This window comes from Bradyrhizobium erythrophlei, assembly GCF_900129505.1.
Taxonomy (GTDB): domain Bacteria; phylum Pseudomonadota; class Alphaproteobacteria; order Rhizobiales; family Xanthobacteraceae; genus Bradyrhizobium; species Bradyrhizobium erythrophlei_D.
In genome coordinates, this window is the sequence record NZ_LT670818.1 from 6905530 (window position 1) to 6922460 (window position 16931).

Consider the following 16931-nt stretch of genomic DNA (forward strand, 5'->3'; position numbering starts at 1 on the left):
ACCAAGTGCGGGGCAGGCTGTCGCTCGAAAACGCTATTGCGCCGGCTTTATTTCCCCGCCGCCTTCCGCAGCGCGTCGTTGATACGATCCTGCCAGCCGGGTCCACCCTCCTGGAAGTGCTCGAGCACGTCCTGGTCGATCCGCAACGAGATCAGTTGCTTGACGCCGGGAAGTGCCGCCGGTTTCGTCGGCGCCTCCGGCACCTTTGTCGTGGTGCGTTTGAACGCCGCTTCGGCTTCGGTGCGCGCGTCGTTCAGGGTTCTCGGCCGCCTCGGCTGATCCGCCATGGTCAAATCCCCTCGAACAGCACGGTCGACAGATAACGTTCGGAGAATGACGGAACGATCGCAAGGATGGTCTTGCCGGCGGCTTCCGGCCGCTTGCCGATCTGGATCGCCGCGGCGATCGCAGCGCCCGAGGAAATGCCGCCGGGAATGCCCTCGTTGCGCGCCAGCGCGCGCGCGGTTTCGATCGCGGTGGCGCTGTTGACCTTGACGATCTCGTCGATCACGGAGCGATCGAGAATGTCGGGAATGAAGCCCGCGCCGATGCCCTGGATCTTGTGCGGCGAATGCTGGCCGCCCGACAGGACCGGGCTTTCCTCGGGCTCGACCGCGACCACCCGCAGCGACGGCTTGCGTGGCTTGAGCACCTGTCCGACGCCGGTGATGGTGCCGCCGGTGCCGACGCCGGCGACGAAGTAATCGATGTTGCCGCCGGTGTCGTTCCAGATTTCCTCCGCCGTGGTGCGACGGTGAACTTCCGGATTGGCGAGGTTCTTGAACTGCTGGGGCATGACGGCGTTGGGTGTCGTCCGCACCAGTTCCTCCGCCGTGGCGATCGAGCCCTTCATGCCTTGCGCGGCCGGCGTCAGCACGATCTCGGCGCCGAGGAACGCCAGCATCTTGCGCCGTTCGATCGACATCGACTCCGGCATCACCAGCTTCAGCCGGTAGCCGCGGGAAGCCGCGACGAACGCGAGCGCAATGCCGGTATTGCCCGAGGTCGGCTCGATCAGCACGGTGTCGGCGTTGATGTGGCCGGCCTTCTCCATCGCGATGATCATCGCAGCCCCGATGCGGTCCTTCACGCTGGCCGCGGGATTGAAATATTCCAGCTTGGCGAGAATGATCGCGTGCGCCCCCGCCGCCTGCGGCAATTTGCGCAACCGCACAATCGGCGTGTCGCCGATCGCATCGACGATGCTGTCGAAAACCCGGCCGCGGCCGGGACGTTGCACTGCACTCGCAGTGGACGATGCATCCATGACAAACTCCTGTGATCGCAATGTGCGTTTAAAACGGGCGCTTCTCTCATTAACGGCGGCGCGAGCCCGCCCGCAAGCCAGAATACGACGGAACCAATTCGCTGCGTTGCAAAATCTTTACATCGCCAAATCAAAATGTTTGGGCCGCCAAATAACGTAAAACCAACGCATTTGTGTTGCGACATCGTCAAATAAATCAGACTATGGTAGGGTGTGTTTCAAGGTCCAGATCGCAAGGAGGTCACGATGCCAGCAGTTGCTGAAGTCCTGCCGACCGTCGCGCCCAATCCCGATCCGCGCGGATGCGATCTGCCGACCTGCCCAGTCTGTGCCGATTCAATGGTCGCCGCCGAAGCATCCGCCTATGTGGCCGATAACGTCATCAGCTATCTCTGGACCTGCGACACCTGCGGTTACGGTTTCGTAACCAAGCACGCGCTCCGGCGATTTGCCTGCAACTGACACCGCCGACGAATTCCAAACCGACGAATTCCAAACCAAGCGTTGGCGCGTCTGGTTCCACCGGGCCCTGCCCTGGTCGTCGCCGTCGATCACTTGAACGGGAGCGCGGCGCGTCTCGCTATCAGGTGGCCGAAGGCGGATGTCACAACGTCGTGCTGAGAATTCAACTTGTGACCTGAACGATGGGCGGCCGCGTTCGCGCGGGTCTAAATCGCCTCTTCCGCCATCTTCAAAACGAAGATGTGGGCGGCGGTGAGGACAACCGAGAAGCCGGCGATGCCCAATTCGGCCTGGTGCAGGCTTTGCGGGGCGTAGGTCGAAGCCAGCTCGACGAGAAGCCGGATCGCGAGCATGAAGACTACCATTCCCCATAGCGCCACCCATTTGGGCGCGTACCAGGTCGGCCTGTCAGTTAGCCCCCATTGCATCGCCACGCGTTCGCCCTTGATGTGCGGGCCCAAATAGAGATTACTGCCGACAACGAGTCCAATGGCCGCGCCGAAAACATAGTCTGCAGGAAACACCTTCTGACCTTTCGTTCGACGCAAGAGCGCGCCTCGGGTGTCCGCGCTGCCAGCCTTTTCGATCAGCTCAGGCCACCGGCATCGATCGCTTTTTTGGCAAGCTCGACGGCTTTCTCGGCCGTAAGTGCATCGGCCGAGGTCGTGGCTTGGTCGAGCACCGAAGGCGGTACGGCGACGCGGATTTTCTTGCCATTCAATCTGCGGATGTTCGCGCGCCATCGATCCGTGTCGCGCTGGAACGCGTCGATCACATAGGCTTTGTAGGTAATGCCGCTCATCGGCGCCTGCTTCACCGGGCCAGCGTCCGGCGGAAGCAGTCCGTTCGCCGCATCCTGAACGATCTCGACAACCTCCCGGACAATATCGCCGCGCGCGCTGCCGGTCGCACCCTTGAGCAGATGCCTCACCGCCGCGGCAATCTCCGCCTTGGCGTCGTCGTCGGCCGCGAAATCCCAATCGATCTGAGCTGACATTAAGTTAGACGCCTCCGGGTACACGTTTGCAGAAGAGGGCAGATAAACCGGTTCTCGTTAAAGCCTCATTATTGGATAGCCCCGATTTTATGGGCTTCCAGGCCCGGATTTGATCGGCGATCAGCCTGTGACGATCTCAGGGCAGGAACTTCACACCGTATATGTTGCCGCGACGCCAAACGACTTCGCAGGGCTGCCGGTTCGGGCGATCCGCCACCAGCGCCAGTCCGAACGTGTCCCTGACATCGATCTCGGCGTCGGTCATGATTTTGGCGCCGCCCGGCGAGACGTCCAGCACGAAGCACTCGCTCTTCGTCGTTCCGTCCACCGAGATCCAGGTCGGCCGTCGGTTGAGCTGTCTGCGCGGTTCGCGCGCCACCTTCACCCTTGGCTTGTCGACAATCATGATGACCATCCATCGTCGGACTCAATCGCGATCGGCCGGGCGACCGTCAGAGCATTCCGTAGAATGACGGTGATTTCGTAACCTCCGCTTAGGAAATTGCCTCGAAGTTTAGCGGTTTTTCCCTGCCCGTCTGTCGGTCAGGTGCCAGACTCTAACGATCCCGTGATCCGGTTTCGCGGAGAGGACGCGACGAAACAATTCACCCAGGCGAAGAAACCATTTTCGCGCTTGCTCGAAGACGGCCTGAAACCGTGACTCGGCATTATTGCATGATTGGAATGCCAAGGAATGGACACTGCCATGCTGGCCGAAAAGTTTTTCTTGATGCTGGAATCGCTGATCAAGACCCAGGGCCAAACCCACTCGGACGGAAGCCCAAGGATCGTCAGCACCTCGCCGCACGTCCCGGTCCAACTGCCGACCCGGAGCGGGATGTAGACCTGCACGCGTTGGGCACGCCCGCGTCCGGTATTACGCGCCCGCCTTCTAGCGCGGCGGGATGTCCCCCATCGCCCAGCCGGCGCGTGTGCGTTCGCGGAAATCAGCGAAAGTCCCCTGCGAAATTGCGTCCCTGATATCCGCCATCAGGCGCTGGTAATAGGCGATGTTGATTTCCGACAGCAGCATCGCCCCGAGCGTCTCGCCCGATTTCACCAGGTGATGCAGATAGGCGCGGGAATAGTCGCGTGTCGACGGCCACAGGCTTTGCTCGTCGAGCGGGCGGGGATCGTCGGCGTGGCGGGCGTTGCGCAGATTGATCTGGCCGAAGCGGGTGAATGCCATGCCGTGGCGGCCGTTACGCGTCGGCATCACGCAGTCGAACATGTCGATGCCGCGCGCCACCGCCTCCAGAATATCGTCGGGCGTGCCGACACCCATCAGATAGCGCGGGCGGTCGTCGGGCAAATGCGCCGCGACCTCTTCGACCATGGCCAGCATCACGGCCTGGGGTTCGCCGACCGCCAAGCCACCGATCGCGTAACCGTGGAATCCGATCTCGACCAGGCCGCGCGCGCTGGCCTGACGCAGTTGCGATACGTCGCCGCCCTGCGCGATGCCGAACAGCATGTAGCCCGGCGGCGCCGTCTCGAAGGCACGCTTGCTGCGTTCCGCCCAGCGCAACGAAAGCAGCATCGCACGCTCGATATCGTCGGGATCCGCCGGCAGCCGGACGCATTCATCCATCTGCATCGCGATATCGGACCCGAGCAGCCGCTGCACCTCGATCGAACGCTCCGGCGACAGTTCGACCATGGCGCCGTCGATATGGGAGCGAAAGGTCACCGCCTTCTCCGCGACCTTGCGCAGCTCCGACATGGACATCACCTGGAAGCCGCCGGAGTCCGTCAGCATCGGCCCGTTCCAGCCGGTGAAGGTCTGCAGGCCCCCAAGTGCGGCGATGCGCTCGGCGCCGGGCCGCAACATCAGATGATAGGTGTTGCCGAGCACAATATCGGCGCCGGCATCCCGCACCTCGCGCCAATGCATGCCCTTCATCGCGCCGGCGGTCCCGACCGGCATGAAGGCCGGCGTGCGCACCACGCCGTGCGGCGTGGTCAGCCTGCCGGTGCGGGCCCGGCCGTCGGTCGCGACGAGATCGAAGTGATTGGGAAGGCTCATGCGCCAGCTTATCGCGTAACAACGGCGTCCGATTCAACCTCGTTGATGCCGATTTCCCTCGCAAAACCCGTTGACGCCCGTCGAAATCTCCCGCATAAGCCCGCGCTATGACGACGAGCACCAAACGCACCGCGAAAACCGGCAAGCCCTGCAGGGCCTCGGGAGGCGTGCGCGCGTAAGGTACGATCGCATCATCTGAACCCGAAGCCCCGCCTGAACAAGGTCCGGGGCTTTTTTATTGCCTGATGGAGACCGAAGTGAAGAACGATCCCGTTGTTGCGATTGCCGGCGTAACCGGCGCGGTCGGTGCCGAATTCATCGCCATCATGGAAAAGCGCGGCTTTCGCGTCGGCAAGCTGAAGGCGCTGGCGAGCGCCCGCTCGGCGGGCAAGACCATCGCCTTCCGCGGCGAGAGGATCGTCGTCGAGGACCTCTCCGAGCGCTCGTTCGACGGCGTCGATATCGCGCTGTTTTCGGCGGGCGGCGCCATTTCGAGGAAGTTCGCGCCGGTTGCCGTGAAGGCGGGCGCCGTCGTCATCGACAATTCATCCGCCTTCCGCATGGATCCGAACGTGCCGCTGGTGATCCCCGAAATCAACGCCGATCGCATTCGGCAGCACAATGGCATCATCGCCAACCCGAATTGCGCCGCCATCACCGCACTGGTGCCGCTGTGGCCGATCCACCGGCGCAACCGCATCAGGCGCGTGATCCTGTCGACCTATCAGGCGGCCAGCGGCGCCGGCGCCGCGGCGATGGAGGAACTGGTGGAATCGACCCGCGCCAACCTCGACGGGCAAGCCTATGCGCCCAAAGTGATGCCGCACCCCTACGCGTTCAACCTGTTCAATCACAACACGGCGATCGATCCGGAGACCGGCTACAACGACGAGGAGACCAAGGTCATCAAGGAGACGCGCAAGATCTTCGAGGACGAGCGGATTGCCGTCGGCGTGACCTGTGTGCGCGTCCCGGTGCTGCGCGCCCATTGCGAGGCGATCACCTTTGAATGCGAGAATCCCATTTCCGAGCACGAGGTGCGCGCGATCCTGTCGAATGCGCCGGGCGTGAGAATCGTCGATGATCGGGTGAAGAACCATTTCCCGATGCCGATCGATGCGTCCGGCCAGGACAACGTTCTGGTCGGACGCATCCGCAAGGATCTCAGCGATCCAAGCGGCCATTCGATCGCGATGTTCGTGGCAGCGGACCAACTCCTGAAGGGAGCCGCGCTCAACGCCATCCAGATCGCGGAATTGCTGCCGCAGCGCGCGATGGCCTGAGGTTGGAGAGATCGCAGGGCGGGTTTTGCTGCGCTCTACACCGCCCTGCGCGCTTAGTCCCGCCTCATGGTTTCGTGCTCGCCCCTTGGTTCCGTAACGCCGCCTCTCCGGCGGTCGACACCTCGACCCACTTCTGGTCGGGCGCGGCATCTGCGACGTAGCTATCGTGCCAGTTCCACCACTTGTAGGTCGGGGTCTGAGGATAGCCCTCGGGCGAGTCCTCCCAGACCTCCTGCCGGCCCAGCGGCGTGATGTCGAGGTAGTTCCAGGTGCCCCCCATCTGCTCGTCGCCGCGGCTGTTGATGAAGTAGGTGCGGAACACGCGGTCGCCGTCGCGGTAGAACACGTTGGTGCCGTGCCACTCGTTCACGCCGAAGTCGGCGTCGAAGCTGTCCGTGAGAGTGAACCACGGCATCTGCCAGCCCATCCGCGCCTTCAGCCGCGCGATGTCAGCCTGCGGCGCTCGCGAGACCAAAACGAGGGTGGTGTCCCGGGCGTTCAGGTGGGCGACGTGGGCGACCTGGTCTGCCACCATGGAGCAGCCCCGGCAGGCCTGCTGGGGCCAGCCGAACACGCCCGGCTCGAAGAAGGCGCGATAGACGATCAGCTGACGCCGGCAGTCGAACAGGTCGAGCAGGCTCGCCTTGCCCACAGGCCCCTCGAACGCGTACGCGCTCTCCACGGCCATCCACGGCATTCGCCGGCGCTCGGCGGCCAGGGCGTCACGGGCGCGGGTATGGGCCTTTTCCTTGGCGAGCAGCTGCTCGCGTGCCGCCTTCCACGCCTGCGGCGACACGACCGGTGGTGTGTGCATGGCGGGCTGTCTGCCGTTCCGTCCATTCTCGACTGATGAAGTCATGGCTTTTAAAACCTCCTGATTTTGCGCGAATTTGCGCGCCTCGTGGCTGAAGCGCGGTTCCATTCGCGGCTCATCGCTCGTTTGGTCCCGGGATAGTTTGGCACCGGAAAATCGAACGCTGGGAGTAACAAGTGTGGCGGGCATTCGGATGGCACCACTGATGAGCGCGCGGCGCGGGTGCTCGTGATCGCTTCGGCGCCCTGAACCGCGTGGCGGTGTCCACTCAACCGACCTGCTCCCTTTAGAGCGCGACCCCAGGGAAGGTGGCGCCCGTAGTTATTTAGGAATTCAGCCGGTCATATTGTCGCGTGGGCATTTGTCGCGTGGGCAATTGTCGCGTCGGCAAGTGGCGGCGCGTTGTTCAAAATACCAACAGATCACTTCGCCTTGGAAATTGGCGGCAATCGACCGTCAATGCCTTAAGGGCGAGCTGGAGCTACTTTGGTGTTACCGGAGCGCGTAGATCAAGGCGTTCGCATAAGCCATGACGTTAACGAATGCAGCCGCGCGCCCATTCGGGTTATGCACTATATGGGGACAAATTTCGGAATGACGGGGGTAGAGACCTTCATTCTGCAACTTTGTGCCGGACAAAAACGAGCTGGCCTGGTGCCGGCGATTGCAATCGACCTTCATAATCGCGAGGAGGTGCGAACCATAGCCACGGCACACGGGGTAGAGGTGTATGATCTATCCGCGCCGACGCCGATCGATGGCGAGGCAGGCGGAACACTTGCGAAGCTCTGGTCGCGTCTGCGGCGGACTCAATTTCTGTGGCAGCTTCTTCGACATTCGCATGTCATCCACATTCACGCGGTGGGCATCTCCTGTCTCGATGGCATTGTTGCCGGCGGGCTTTCGCGCAACAAGGCGCTAATCGTTACCCATCACGCAACACTTAGTTGGTTTGCGTCGCATCGCAATTGGATATCCGACGTGACCTTTTGGATAGAAAAGCATGTAGCCTCTCGAGTCGTCATGCCCTATGCGGCGGCGATCACAGAGCTGGTGGCCCACGGCATCCCTGCGGTCCGGACGCGAGTGATCCCGTTCTGCGTCGATGAAACCTTGTTCTCCGGGCTTGCCCGTAAGCCGGCGCCAGGAGAGCTGACACTGGTCATGTCGGCGCGAATGTTCCGCGGCAAAGGCCACATGGAATTATTGGCCGCGCTGGCAAGATTGTCTCCCCGATACCCCAAGCTTCGCGCCGTGTTCGTCGGTGATGGACCAACACGTCCGGACATCGAAGCGGAGATCGATCGCTTGGCCCTGCGTCACATTGTCGAATGCAAGGGCCGCGTGGATCACAGAAAGGTTCCCGCCATCATGCGGAGCGCGCACGCGGTGGTTCTGCCGAGTTACATGGAGGGCGAGATGTTCCCCCTTTGCCTCATGGAGGGGATGGCGCTTGGGTTGCCTGCAATTGGCACACGATTATCCGGAATTCCCGAAATTGTGGTGGACGGTGAAACGGGAATTCTGGTCGAACCTCGCGACGAAATCGGATTGGCGTCGGCCATTGAGCGTTTTCTCATCGATCCGGCGTTTTACACACACGCCAGAAAAAATGCCCTTGCTCGGGCTAAATCGCGCTATAGCTCTGCTGTAGTCGTCCGAGCTTACTCGGAGCAGTATGAGGCTGCCCTGCGCGAGTGACGCAGTCGTAATAGACGAATTGCAAAACGATCAAACGGCTTGCGTCAATCGCGTCGCGTCGGCCGGGCGCCGCTCACTTCCGATCCTGGCCGGTGAGCAAACCTTCTCGCGCTGCGCCGGCATGTCAATCCTGGTTCAGCTACGCTTCCAGGTCCGCGCGTTGGTTACGTGCGCGAAACAGCAGGCAGGCGTCGCCATAGGAATAGAAACGGTAGCCGGCTGTGACGGCGTGGGCATAGGCCCGCTTCATGGTGTCGAGCCCGCTGAAGGCCGAGACCAGCATGAACAGCGTCGAGCGCGGCAGGTGAAAATTGGTCAGGAGAATATCGACCGCGCGAAAGCGATAGCCGGGGGTGATGAAGATCGCGGTCTCGCCGCTGAACGGTTCGATCGTGCCGTCCGCCGCCGTGGCGCTTTCCAGAAGCCTCAGCGAGGTGGTGCCGACCGCGACGATACGGCCGCCCGCCGCGCGCGCCGCGTTCAGCGCGTGCGCCGTCCCGGCGGAAAGACAACCCCATTCGGAATGCATCCTGTGCCCCTCGGTGTCATCCACCTTGACCGGCAGGAAGGTCCCTGCCCCGACATGCAGGGTAAGCCGGTGGATCTCGATCCCCCGCGCGCGCAGGCGCTGCTCCAGCGCGGTGGTAAAATGCAGTCCGGCGGTGGGTGCCGCGACGGCGCCCTCGCTGGAGGCGAACATGGTCTGGTAATCGGCGGCGTCGCGCTCGTCGGCTGGGCGCTTCGAGGCGATGTAGGGCGGCAGCGGCGGGCTGCCGAGGTCGGCGACGGCCTGGTCCAGCGCCGGCCCGTGGAACGAAAACGACAGCGTGACCTCGCCCTCCTCGCCCTTGTGCTCGATCTGCGCGTCGAGATGGCCGAGCAGGCAGACCCTCCCCTCATTGCCGAAGCGGACCACATCGCCCGGCGCCAGTTTCTTCGCCGGCCTCACCAGCGCCTGCCAGCGCGAGCCGTCTAGACGTTTTATCAGTGTCGCCTCGATCTTCGGTTCGGTGGCGCGGCCGATGCGGCGGCCCTTGAGCTGGGCCGATATCACCTTGGTGTCGTTGACCACCAGCTGGTCGCCGGGCTCGAGCCAGTCTGCGAGATCGGAGACCAGGCGGTCGCGCAGCACGCCGTCGGGCTGCACGACCAGCATCGCTGCGGAATCCCGCGGGCTCGCCGGGCGCAGCGCGATGCTGGCGGCGGGAAGATCGAAGTCGAAGAGGTCGGTGCGCATGCTTGTCCGAGGTTTGGTCATCCTCGCGATGCAGATAAGCAAATCGCGTAAGGGGCGATCGGTGTAACACACGGCACCGTCATTTCGACCCTCAAACCGGGAAGGTTCCATTGCATGATTTGGATAAGCATCTAGGCGGCGAGACCGGCAAATTGATTTTTCGCGATCCGTCGGAGCCGATCACGCAGCCAGATGATCTCGGCATGGGCACTTCGAGCGGTGCTCCAGATCATCACGTGCGGAAGCGGCCCAATCGGAAACGGAACCTCTTGGCTGTCCAGCCGATAAGCGCCCAACGTCGCGGCCATCGCAATCGACGGCAGGGTGGTCAGCAAATCCGAACCAGCCAGAATAGGGGCGATGGCAGAGAAATGCGGTACCCAGCCGGCGATGCGGCGTTCCAGCCTCGCTGCGGCCGCCGCGAGATTCACAGGGCTCGCCAGACTGTCGCCAACTCGTACGGCGAGATGGGGCCATTGCGACCAACTTCTGCGTCCCCATCGGGAAAACGCCGGATGTCCCTGACGGCCGAAGCATCGCCATTTCAGGTCCCCAATCGGTTCGGTGCTGACGCCCACGGGCAGTCGGAGTTGCGCCGGCACAATGGCGATGTCGACCTGCCCGTCCGCCACGTCCAGCGGTGTCGGCTCTCGCGGCCCGGTCCACTCGATGGAGACGCCGGGCGCATCGGACCGCAGCCGCGCCAGCAGGTTCGCAAACAAGGTCAGCGTGAAATCCGGGGCCACGAACCTGAAAACCCGCCGCGAAGATGCGGGATCGAAAACATGCCGCGGCGAAAGAACGCGCTCAATCCCGCGCAGCATTGGCCGGGCCTCCTCAATCAGATCGAGCGCGAAAGCCGTCGGCTGCATCCGCGCACCCGCCTTGATCAACAGCGGATCACCCCACTGGCGGCGCAATCTCGACAGCGAGTGGCTCACAGCCGATTGCGTCCTTCCAAGCCGGTCTGCCGCACGGGTGACGTTCCGTTCGATCATCAAAACTTCGAACACCACCAGAAGGTTGAGGTCGAACCTACGTAAATCGATCTCATTCATGATACACCTTAATTACTCATTGGATCGATTATCGAATAAAGCGCATATCCCCGGCGGGGGCTGCAAATCAAATCCTTGGAGTCACCATGAAAAGAATATCCGCAGCCTGCGTCGCATTTGCCGCCATCGGCCTCTTGGCGTCGTCAGCTCACGCTGAGATCAGCGCTGAAGCGGCCCGCGCCAGTGTCGCGCCGTTCTACAAAGCCCTGAATGCTGAATTCGCCAAGGACAGCCCCGAACTCATCAGGCAATCGACCGCGCCGCAGTGGATGTCCTGTCGGGGCAACGACATCTGCGTCAGCCGCGATGAGGTTCTGGCGGGCATGGGACAACGTCTCAAGTCCGTTCCGGACCTGAAATGGGAAATCAAGGAAATCCTGGTCTCGGGCAATCAGGTCACCGTGCGCGGCGAGGCCACCGGCACGCCGTCGGGCGAATTCATGGGGGCGCCCTATACCGGCAAGTCATTCAAGCTGATGTCGATCGACATTCACACGCTCGAAGGCGGTAAAATGGTCCGCACCTACCATATCGAGGATTGGCTCGGTGCGGTTCGTCAACTCTCAGCAAAGTGAGCCTCTGCCCACCACTTCAGCGCGGCAATCCGGAATTTCGAGATTCCGGGTTCAAGCTCCGCGCCCGGAGTGACGCAGGATCAAATCACGCCGCGTCCAGCGCCATATGCGCCTTGACGATCTTGTCGGGATCCTTCACCGGCTCGCCGCGCTTGATCTTGTCGACGTTCTCCATGCCCGAAATTACCTTGCCCCACACCGTGTATTGCTTGTTGAGGAACGACGCATCGTCGAAGCAGATGAAGAACTGGCTGTCGCCGGAATCCGGGCTGGCTGCGCGCGCCATCGACGTCGTGCCGCGCACATGCGGCTCATTGTTGAATTCGGCCTTGAGCTTGGTGCCGGAACCGCCGGTGCCGGTGCCCTGCGGGCAGCCGGTCTGCGCCATGAAGCCGTCGATGACGCGATGGAAGACGATGCCGTCGTAAAATCCCTCGCGTACCAGTTCCTTGATCCGCGCAACATGGTTGGGGGCAAGATCGGGCCGCATCTCGATCGTGACAGGTCCCTGCGTGGTTTCCAGGATCAAAGTATTTTCGGTGTCAGCCATGCTCTTTTCTCTGTCGGTTGGGGTGGAGGAGGTTTCCGGTTGTGGAACTGGATGGCGAACGGCCGGCCGGCAACGGCGCCGGCCATACTGTCGGTAAATGGCATCGGCGAGCAGCGTTGCAACGCCTCCATCACGGCGACGCGGTACTCTACCCGGTCGTTGTCGGTGGCCTGTTCCGATTCATAGGTGATCCGGGGACGGCCGAGGATCTCGCCTGCGCGGTTAAAGCTCACGATCACGGTGATGTCGATCGGGTTGGCGCGCGCGAGTGGCGGCGGTTTCCAGCAGCTCCCGATTTTCGCGATCGCCTCGCGGATGGTATTGACCTTCTCCTCCTCCGCCCGCGCACGGGCCGAGCACACGAGCAGGAGCGCTGCGACCAACCAGACGAGCTGAATACGACGCCGCGCCATCGCCGGTCACTTGATGTCGGAAGCGACTTGCACCTTCACCATCTTGTCGGGATCGGTGACGGCGCCGCCCGCCGATCCCGGCGGGGCCTTTTTGAGTTTGTCGACCACATCCATGCCCTGCACCACCTCGCCGATCACGGTGTACTGGCCATCGAGGCTGGCGCCATCGGCGAACATGATGAAGAACTGCGAGTTGGCGGTATCGACGCTGTCGCCGCGCCGCGCCATGCCGACGATGCCGCGCTTGAAATGAACGTTGGAGAATTCCTGTTTCAGGTTCGGGTATTTCGAGCCGCCGGTGCCGTCGAAATTCTTGCCGTCGCCGGTCTGCGCCATGAAGCCGTCCATCACGCGGTGGAACGGTACGTTGTTGTAGAAACCGTCGCGCGCCAGCTGCTTGATGCGCTCGGCATGCTGGGGCGCGATATCGGTCCGCAGCTTGATGACGATGCGGCCCTTGGTGGTGTCGATCACGATCGCGTTCTGCTTGTCGAGACCGGTCGGAAGCGGCTGGGCGATCGCAGGCGCGGCACAGATCAGCGCGATGATGAAGGCGAGAGCTCGTATCATGAAAACTCCGGATCAGATGCAGGTTAAGCGCATGTCGTAAGTTGCGTGCCGTGTTATCGCAAAATCGCTTGCCGTTTTTGCGAAAAACCCTAAGCGCTAACTGGGGAATTTGGTCTTCAGGCTGGCCGCGACCGCCGGCGGCACGAACGCCGAGACGTCGCCGCCCATGCCGGCGATTTGGCGCACCAGTGTGGCGGTGATCGGGCGGACGGTAACCGAGGCGGGAAGGAATACCGTCTGCACCTCCGGCGCCATGGTTTCGTTCATGCCGGCGATCTGCATCTCGTAGTCGAGGTCGGTGCCGTCGCGCAGGCCGCGAATCATGAGCGTCGCGCCGGCCTTTTGCGCCGCCGTGACCGTGAGGTTGTCGTAGGTGGTGCAGTCGAACGCACAACCGGCTTTCGCGGCGATCGGCCCAAACACCTCATGGACCATCGCAAAGCGCTCCTCGACGGTGAATAGCGGCTTCTTGCCGGGGTGGACCCCGATGGCGACGATCAACTGGTCGCACAGCCTGACAGCGCCCCGGACTACGTCCAAATGGCCGTTGGTGACGGGATCGAAGGAGCCGGGATAAAGCGCGATACGGGACATAAGCTCGTCTACCCCGCCGCGGGCGGCCCGGCAAGCCGGGGAGTTCCCCCTAATACCGCCAATTTAATTCCAGGCCCGCCCTGAACCAATCGAGGGCCCGGGGCGTCTCCTCAGCAAGCCGATCATGTTTCGTCCCGCAAGCGGCGGCGAAACAAATCCCGCTCCGCACGAAACCATTTTCTGCCCCGGCGAAGACATCCGGAAACGGGCGCTTTGTACCACAGGGTTAACGAAACGACAGGCCGCCAAGGCCCAGGACAGGGGACCGTCATGATCAAGGCAATTTCTGCCATCGCTATTGCTGCGTTTGTTGCTGCAGCCCTTACCATTCTGCCTGGCTTTGCCCCGCAGGTCGAAGCCAGCGTTCCGCACGTGCTTGCCAAGGCCGACCGGCTGGATATCCGCCCGATCGGTCGCGACTGCTCGCAGCAGGCCTGGCCGAATTTCGAGGCTTCCTGCCTGCGCGTCGCCGGCACCAAGACCATGGTTACCCGGGAAGCCCGGCTGGTCACCGCCGACCGCACGCCGTAGCGCGCTACCAGCGCGATCAAACTTTCCGTTTCGATCGGATCGAATGGAGGCTGGGCAGGCGCCCTAGCCTCCATTTCCGTTGCCGTCTCCGTTGCCATTTTCGGCGTCGTCGCCGATGTGCTCGACCGAAACCACATGCTCGTCCTCGGCGGTGTCGAACACGATGACGCCCTGGGTCGACCGGCCGGCGATCCGGATGCCCTCGACCGGGCAGCGGATCAACTGACCCTTGTCGGTCACCAGCATGATCTGGTCGCTGTCTTCCACCGGGAATGAGGCCACCAGCTTGCCGTTACGGTCGTTCACCGACATCGCCACGATGCCTTTGCCGCCGCGGCCGGTGGTGCGGTATTCGAAGGAGGAGGTTCGCTTGCCGAACCCATTGACGGAGACGGTGAGCACGACCTGTTCCTGCGCGGACATCTCAACATAGCGCTCGGAACTGAGCTGGATCGCGCCGGAGGTTTCCTCGGCTTCCGCTTCACCGACCTCCTCGGCCGCGCCCTCGCCGGCAACGGCACGGCGCATTTTCAGATAGGCCGACCGTTCATCCGATGTTGCTTCGACGTGACGCAGGATCGACAGCGAGATCACCTTGTCGCTTTCGGGCAGCGCGATGCCGCGCACGCCCATCGAGGTGCGCCCCGTGAACACCCGCACGTCGGTGACGGGGAAGCGGATGCACTGGCCGCCGGCGGCGGTCAAAAGCACGTCGTCGCGTTCGGTGCAGATCTGCACGTCGACGATCGCCTCGGTGTCGTCGAGCTTCATGGCGATGATGCCGGAGCGGCGGACATCGACGAAGTCCGACAGCTTGTTGCGGCGGACATTGCCGCCGGTGGTCGCGAACATCACGTCGAGATTGGCCCAGGAGGATTCATCCTCCGGCAGCGGCATGATGGTGGTGATGCGCTCGCCCTGCTCCAGCGGCAGGATGTTGATCATGGCCTTGCCGCGCGCGTTCGGCGCCGCCATCGGCAGCCGCCAGACCTTTTCCTTGTAGACCTGGCCGCGCGAGGAGAAGAACAGCACCGGCGTATGGGTGGAGGCCACGAACAACCGGCTGACGAAGTCCTCGTCGCGGGTCTGCATTCCCGCCCTGCCCTTGCCGCCGCGGCGCTGCGCGCGGTAGGCCGAGAGCGGCACGCGCTTGACGTAGCCGGCATGCGAGACCGTGACCACCATGTCCTCGCGCTGGATCAGGTCCTCGTCCTCGACCTCGTTTTCCTGCTCGATGATGACGGTCTTGCGTGCGGTCGCGAATGCCGTTTTCACGTCGTTCAGTTCGGTCTTGATGATCGCCTGGACACGGGCGCGGGAGCGCAGGATTTCGAGGAGATCGGCGATCTCCACCGCCAGTCTGTCGAGCTCTTCGCCGATCTCCTCGCGCCCGAGCGCGGTCAACCGCTGCAGCCGCAGGTCGAGGATGGCCCTGGCCTGTTCCATCGACAGCCGTGCGGTGCCGTCGGGGTTGAGCCGGTGGCGGGGATCGTCGATCAGCGTGATCATCGCCTCGACGTCCCTGGCCGGCCAGTCGCGCGACATCAGGGTTTCGCGGGCGGCATTGGGATCGGGCGAGGTCCGGATCACCCGGATGATCTCGTCGATATTGGCAACCGCGATGGCGAGACCGACCAGGATGTGGGCGCGGTCGCGGGCCTTGTTGAGCAGGAACTTGGTGCGGCGCGTCACCACCTGCTCGCGGAACGCGATGAACAGGGTCAGCAGGTCCTTCAGGTTCATCGTCTGCGGGCGGCCGGAGTCCAGCGCCAGCATGTTGGCCGGGAAATTCGACTGCAGCGGCGTGAACTTGTAGAGCTGGTTCAGCACCACATCGGCCATCGCGTCGCGCTTCAGTTCGATCACCACGCGCAAGCCGTCCCGGTCGGATTCGTCGCGCAGCTCGGCGATGCCCTCGATCTGCTTCTCGCGGTGCAGTTCGCCGATCCGCGCCACCATGGTGGACTTGTTCACCTGGTAGGGAATTTCGGTGATGATGATAGCTTCGCGGTCCTTGCGAATCGTGTCGATCTTGACCTTGCCGCGCATCACGATAGAGCCGCGGCCGAGATGATAGGCCGCGCGAATGCCCTGACGTCCGAGGATGACGCCGCCGGTGGGAAAGTCCGGTCCGGGAATGATGCCCATGAGGTCGTCGATGCCGAGCGCCGGATTGTCGATCAGCGCCACGCAGGCGTCGATGACTTCGCCGAGATTGTGCGGGGGTATGTTGGTCGCCATGCCGACCGCGATGCCGCCGGCGCCGTTGACGAGCAGGTTCGGAAATTTCGCCGGAAGAACCACCGGCTCTTTCTCGGAATTGTCGTAGTTTGCCTGGAAATCGACCGTGTCCTTGTCGATATCCTCGAGAACTTCCATGGCCGATCGCGTGAGACGCGCTTCGGTATATCGATAGGCCGCCGGAGGATCGCCGTCGATCGAGCCGAAATTGCCCTGGCCGTCGATCAGCGGCACACGCATGGAGAATTCCTGCGCCATCCGGACCATCGCGTCGTAAATCGACTGGTCGCCGTGCGGATGATATTTACCGATCACGTCACCGACGACGCGCGCGGATTTGACGTATTTCTTGTCGGGCGTGTGCCCCTGCTCGTACATCGAATACAGAATTCGCCGATGCACGGGCTTGAGGCCGTCGCGCGCATCCGGCAACGCGCGCGCCACGATCACGCTCATGGCGTAATCGAGGTAGGAGCGTTTCATCTCGTCGAGGATGGATACAGGACGAATATCGGAAGGAACCGGCGGCTCGCCGGGTGGCTTATCTTCAGGCTCAGACAAAGGGGGAATCCGGTCAGTTCTTGCTCCGAATCATATAGCGTATCGGGAGCT

The 16931-nt window shown here is 62.7% G+C and carries 19 protein-coding genes; 5 read left to right on the plus strand and 14 right to left on the minus strand.

Going from position 1 to position 16931, the window contains the following annotated elements; all coding sequences use genetic code 11:
• Nucleotides 1–47 precede the first annotated feature (47 nt).
• Nucleotides 48–287: a BrnA antitoxin family protein gene (locus B5525_RS32195; RefSeq protein WP_079569732.1), complete on the minus strand. Its 240-nt coding sequence runs from the start codon at nucleotides 285–287 to the stop codon at nucleotides 48–50.
• Nucleotides 288–289: 2 nt separating this feature from the next.
• The gene (cysK, locus tag B5525_RS32200) at nucleotides 290–1267 is read right to left on the minus strand and encodes a cysteine synthase A (protein WP_079569734.1); all 978 of its coding nucleotides are present in this window, start codon (nucleotides 1265–1267) and stop codon (nucleotides 290–292) included.
• 246 nt (nucleotides 1268–1513) lie between these two features.
• Between cysK and B5525_RS32205 the strand changes: the two genes are divergently transcribed.
• Complete coding sequence (locus B5525_RS32205; protein WP_079574069.1) at nucleotides 1514–1729, plus strand: hypothetical protein; 216 nt, start codon at nucleotides 1514–1516, stop codon at nucleotides 1727–1729.
• A gap of 206 nt (nucleotides 1730–1935) precedes the next feature.
• Here the strand turns inward: B5525_RS32205 and B5525_RS32210 are convergent, their stop codons facing one another.
• From B5525_RS32210 to tgt, 4 genes are all read right to left on the minus strand, one after another.
• On the minus strand, nucleotides 1936–2277 hold the full coding sequence (locus B5525_RS32210; RefSeq protein ID WP_154073575.1) for a hypothetical protein: 342 nt from the start codon (nucleotides 2275–2277) through the stop codon (nucleotides 1936–1938).
• Between the two features lie 38 nt (nucleotides 2278–2315).
• Entirely contained in the window at nucleotides 2316–2726 is a 411-nt protein-coding gene (locus B5525_RS32215) for a hypothetical protein (protein ID WP_079569737.1), read from the minus strand.
• A gap of 136 nt (nucleotides 2727–2862) precedes the next feature.
• Nucleotides 2863–3132, minus strand: a complete 270-nt coding sequence (locus B5525_RS32220) for a PilZ domain-containing protein (RefSeq protein WP_172900022.1) — start codon at nucleotides 3130–3132, stop codon at nucleotides 2863–2865.
• 486 nt (nucleotides 3133–3618) lie between these two features.
• A complete protein-coding gene (tgt, locus tag B5525_RS32225) occupies nucleotides 3619–4752 on the minus strand; it encodes a tRNA guanosine(34) transglycosylase Tgt (RefSeq protein WP_079569740.1) in 1134 nt (377 codons plus the stop codon).
• 245 nt (nucleotides 4753–4997) lie between these two features.
• Between tgt and B5525_RS32230 the strand changes: the two genes are divergently transcribed.
• Entirely contained in the window at nucleotides 4998–6035 is a 1038-nt protein-coding gene (locus B5525_RS32230) for an aspartate-semialdehyde dehydrogenase (RefSeq protein ID WP_079569741.1), read from the plus strand.
• A gap of 64 nt (nucleotides 6036–6099) precedes the next feature.
• Here B5525_RS32230 and B5525_RS32235 read toward each other — a convergent pair whose 3' ends face one another.
• Nucleotides 6100–6894, minus strand: a complete 795-nt coding sequence (locus B5525_RS32235) for a DUF899 domain-containing protein (protein WP_079574071.1) — start codon at nucleotides 6892–6894, stop codon at nucleotides 6100–6102.
• A 549-nt stretch (nucleotides 6895–7443) separates the two neighbouring features.
• On the opposite strand from B5525_RS32235, the gene B5525_RS32240 reads away from it, so the two are divergent.
• Nucleotides 7444–8550, plus strand: a complete 1107-nt coding sequence (locus B5525_RS32240) for a glycosyltransferase family 4 protein (RefSeq protein WP_244567664.1) — start codon at nucleotides 7444–7446, stop codon at nucleotides 8548–8550.
• A 139-nt stretch (nucleotides 8551–8689) separates the two neighbouring features.
• Here the strand turns inward: B5525_RS32240 and queA are convergent, their stop codons facing one another.
• Together queA and B5525_RS32250 are read right to left on the minus strand one after the other, a co-directional pair.
• The gene (gene queA / locus B5525_RS32245) at nucleotides 8690–9787 is read right to left on the minus strand and encodes a tRNA preQ1(34) S-adenosylmethionine ribosyltransferase-isomerase QueA (RefSeq protein ID WP_079569744.1); all 1098 of its coding nucleotides are present in this window, start codon (nucleotides 9785–9787) and stop codon (nucleotides 8690–8692) included.
• A 131-nt stretch (nucleotides 9788–9918) separates the two neighbouring features.
• Entirely contained in the window at nucleotides 9919–10845 is a 927-nt protein-coding gene (locus B5525_RS32250; protein ID WP_079569746.1) for a LysR family transcriptional regulator, read from the minus strand.
• Between the two features lie 86 nt (nucleotides 10846–10931).
• Here B5525_RS32250 and B5525_RS32255 point away from each other — a divergent pair, with 86 nt between their 5' ends.
• The gene (locus B5525_RS32255; RefSeq protein ID WP_079569748.1) at nucleotides 10932–11420 is read left to right on the plus strand and encodes an ester cyclase; all 489 of its coding nucleotides are present in this window, start codon (nucleotides 10932–10934) and stop codon (nucleotides 11418–11420) included.
• Between the two features lie 85 nt (nucleotides 11421–11505).
• On the opposite strand, the gene B5525_RS32260 is transcribed toward B5525_RS32255, so the two are convergent.
• From B5525_RS32260 to coaD, 4 genes are all read right to left on the minus strand, one after another.
• Complete coding sequence (locus B5525_RS32260) at nucleotides 11506–11970, minus strand: peptidylprolyl isomerase (RefSeq protein ID WP_079569749.1); 465 nt, start codon at nucleotides 11968–11970, stop codon at nucleotides 11506–11508.
• Nucleotides 11946–12383: a hypothetical protein gene (locus B5525_RS32265; RefSeq protein ID WP_079569751.1), complete on the minus strand. Its 438-nt coding sequence runs from the start codon at nucleotides 12381–12383 to the stop codon at nucleotides 11946–11948. Before B5525_RS32265 ends, B5525_RS32260 begins: the two co-directional genes overlap by 25 nt.
• Before the next feature lie 6 nt (nucleotides 12384–12389).
• A complete protein-coding gene (locus B5525_RS32270) occupies nucleotides 12390–12953 on the minus strand; it encodes a peptidylprolyl isomerase (protein ID WP_079569752.1) in 564 nt (187 codons plus the stop codon).
• A gap of 96 nt (nucleotides 12954–13049) precedes the next feature.
• Entirely contained in the window at nucleotides 13050–13547 is a 498-nt protein-coding gene (coaD, locus tag B5525_RS32275; RefSeq protein WP_079569754.1) for a pantetheine-phosphate adenylyltransferase, read from the minus strand.
• Nucleotides 13548–13817: 270 nt separating this feature from the next.
• On the opposite strand from coaD, the gene B5525_RS32280 reads away from it, so the two are divergent.
• The gene (locus B5525_RS32280; protein ID WP_079569755.1) at nucleotides 13818–14078 is read left to right on the plus strand and encodes a hypothetical protein; all 261 of its coding nucleotides are present in this window, start codon (nucleotides 13818–13820) and stop codon (nucleotides 14076–14078) included.
• 63 nt (nucleotides 14079–14141) lie between these two features.
• Here B5525_RS32280 and gyrA read toward each other — a convergent pair whose 3' ends face one another.
• On the minus strand, nucleotides 14142–16880 hold the full coding sequence (gene gyrA, locus B5525_RS32285; RefSeq protein WP_079569757.1) for a DNA gyrase subunit A: 2739 nt from the start codon (nucleotides 16878–16880) through the stop codon (nucleotides 14142–14144).
• Nucleotides 16881–16931: the final 51 nt, after the last annotated feature.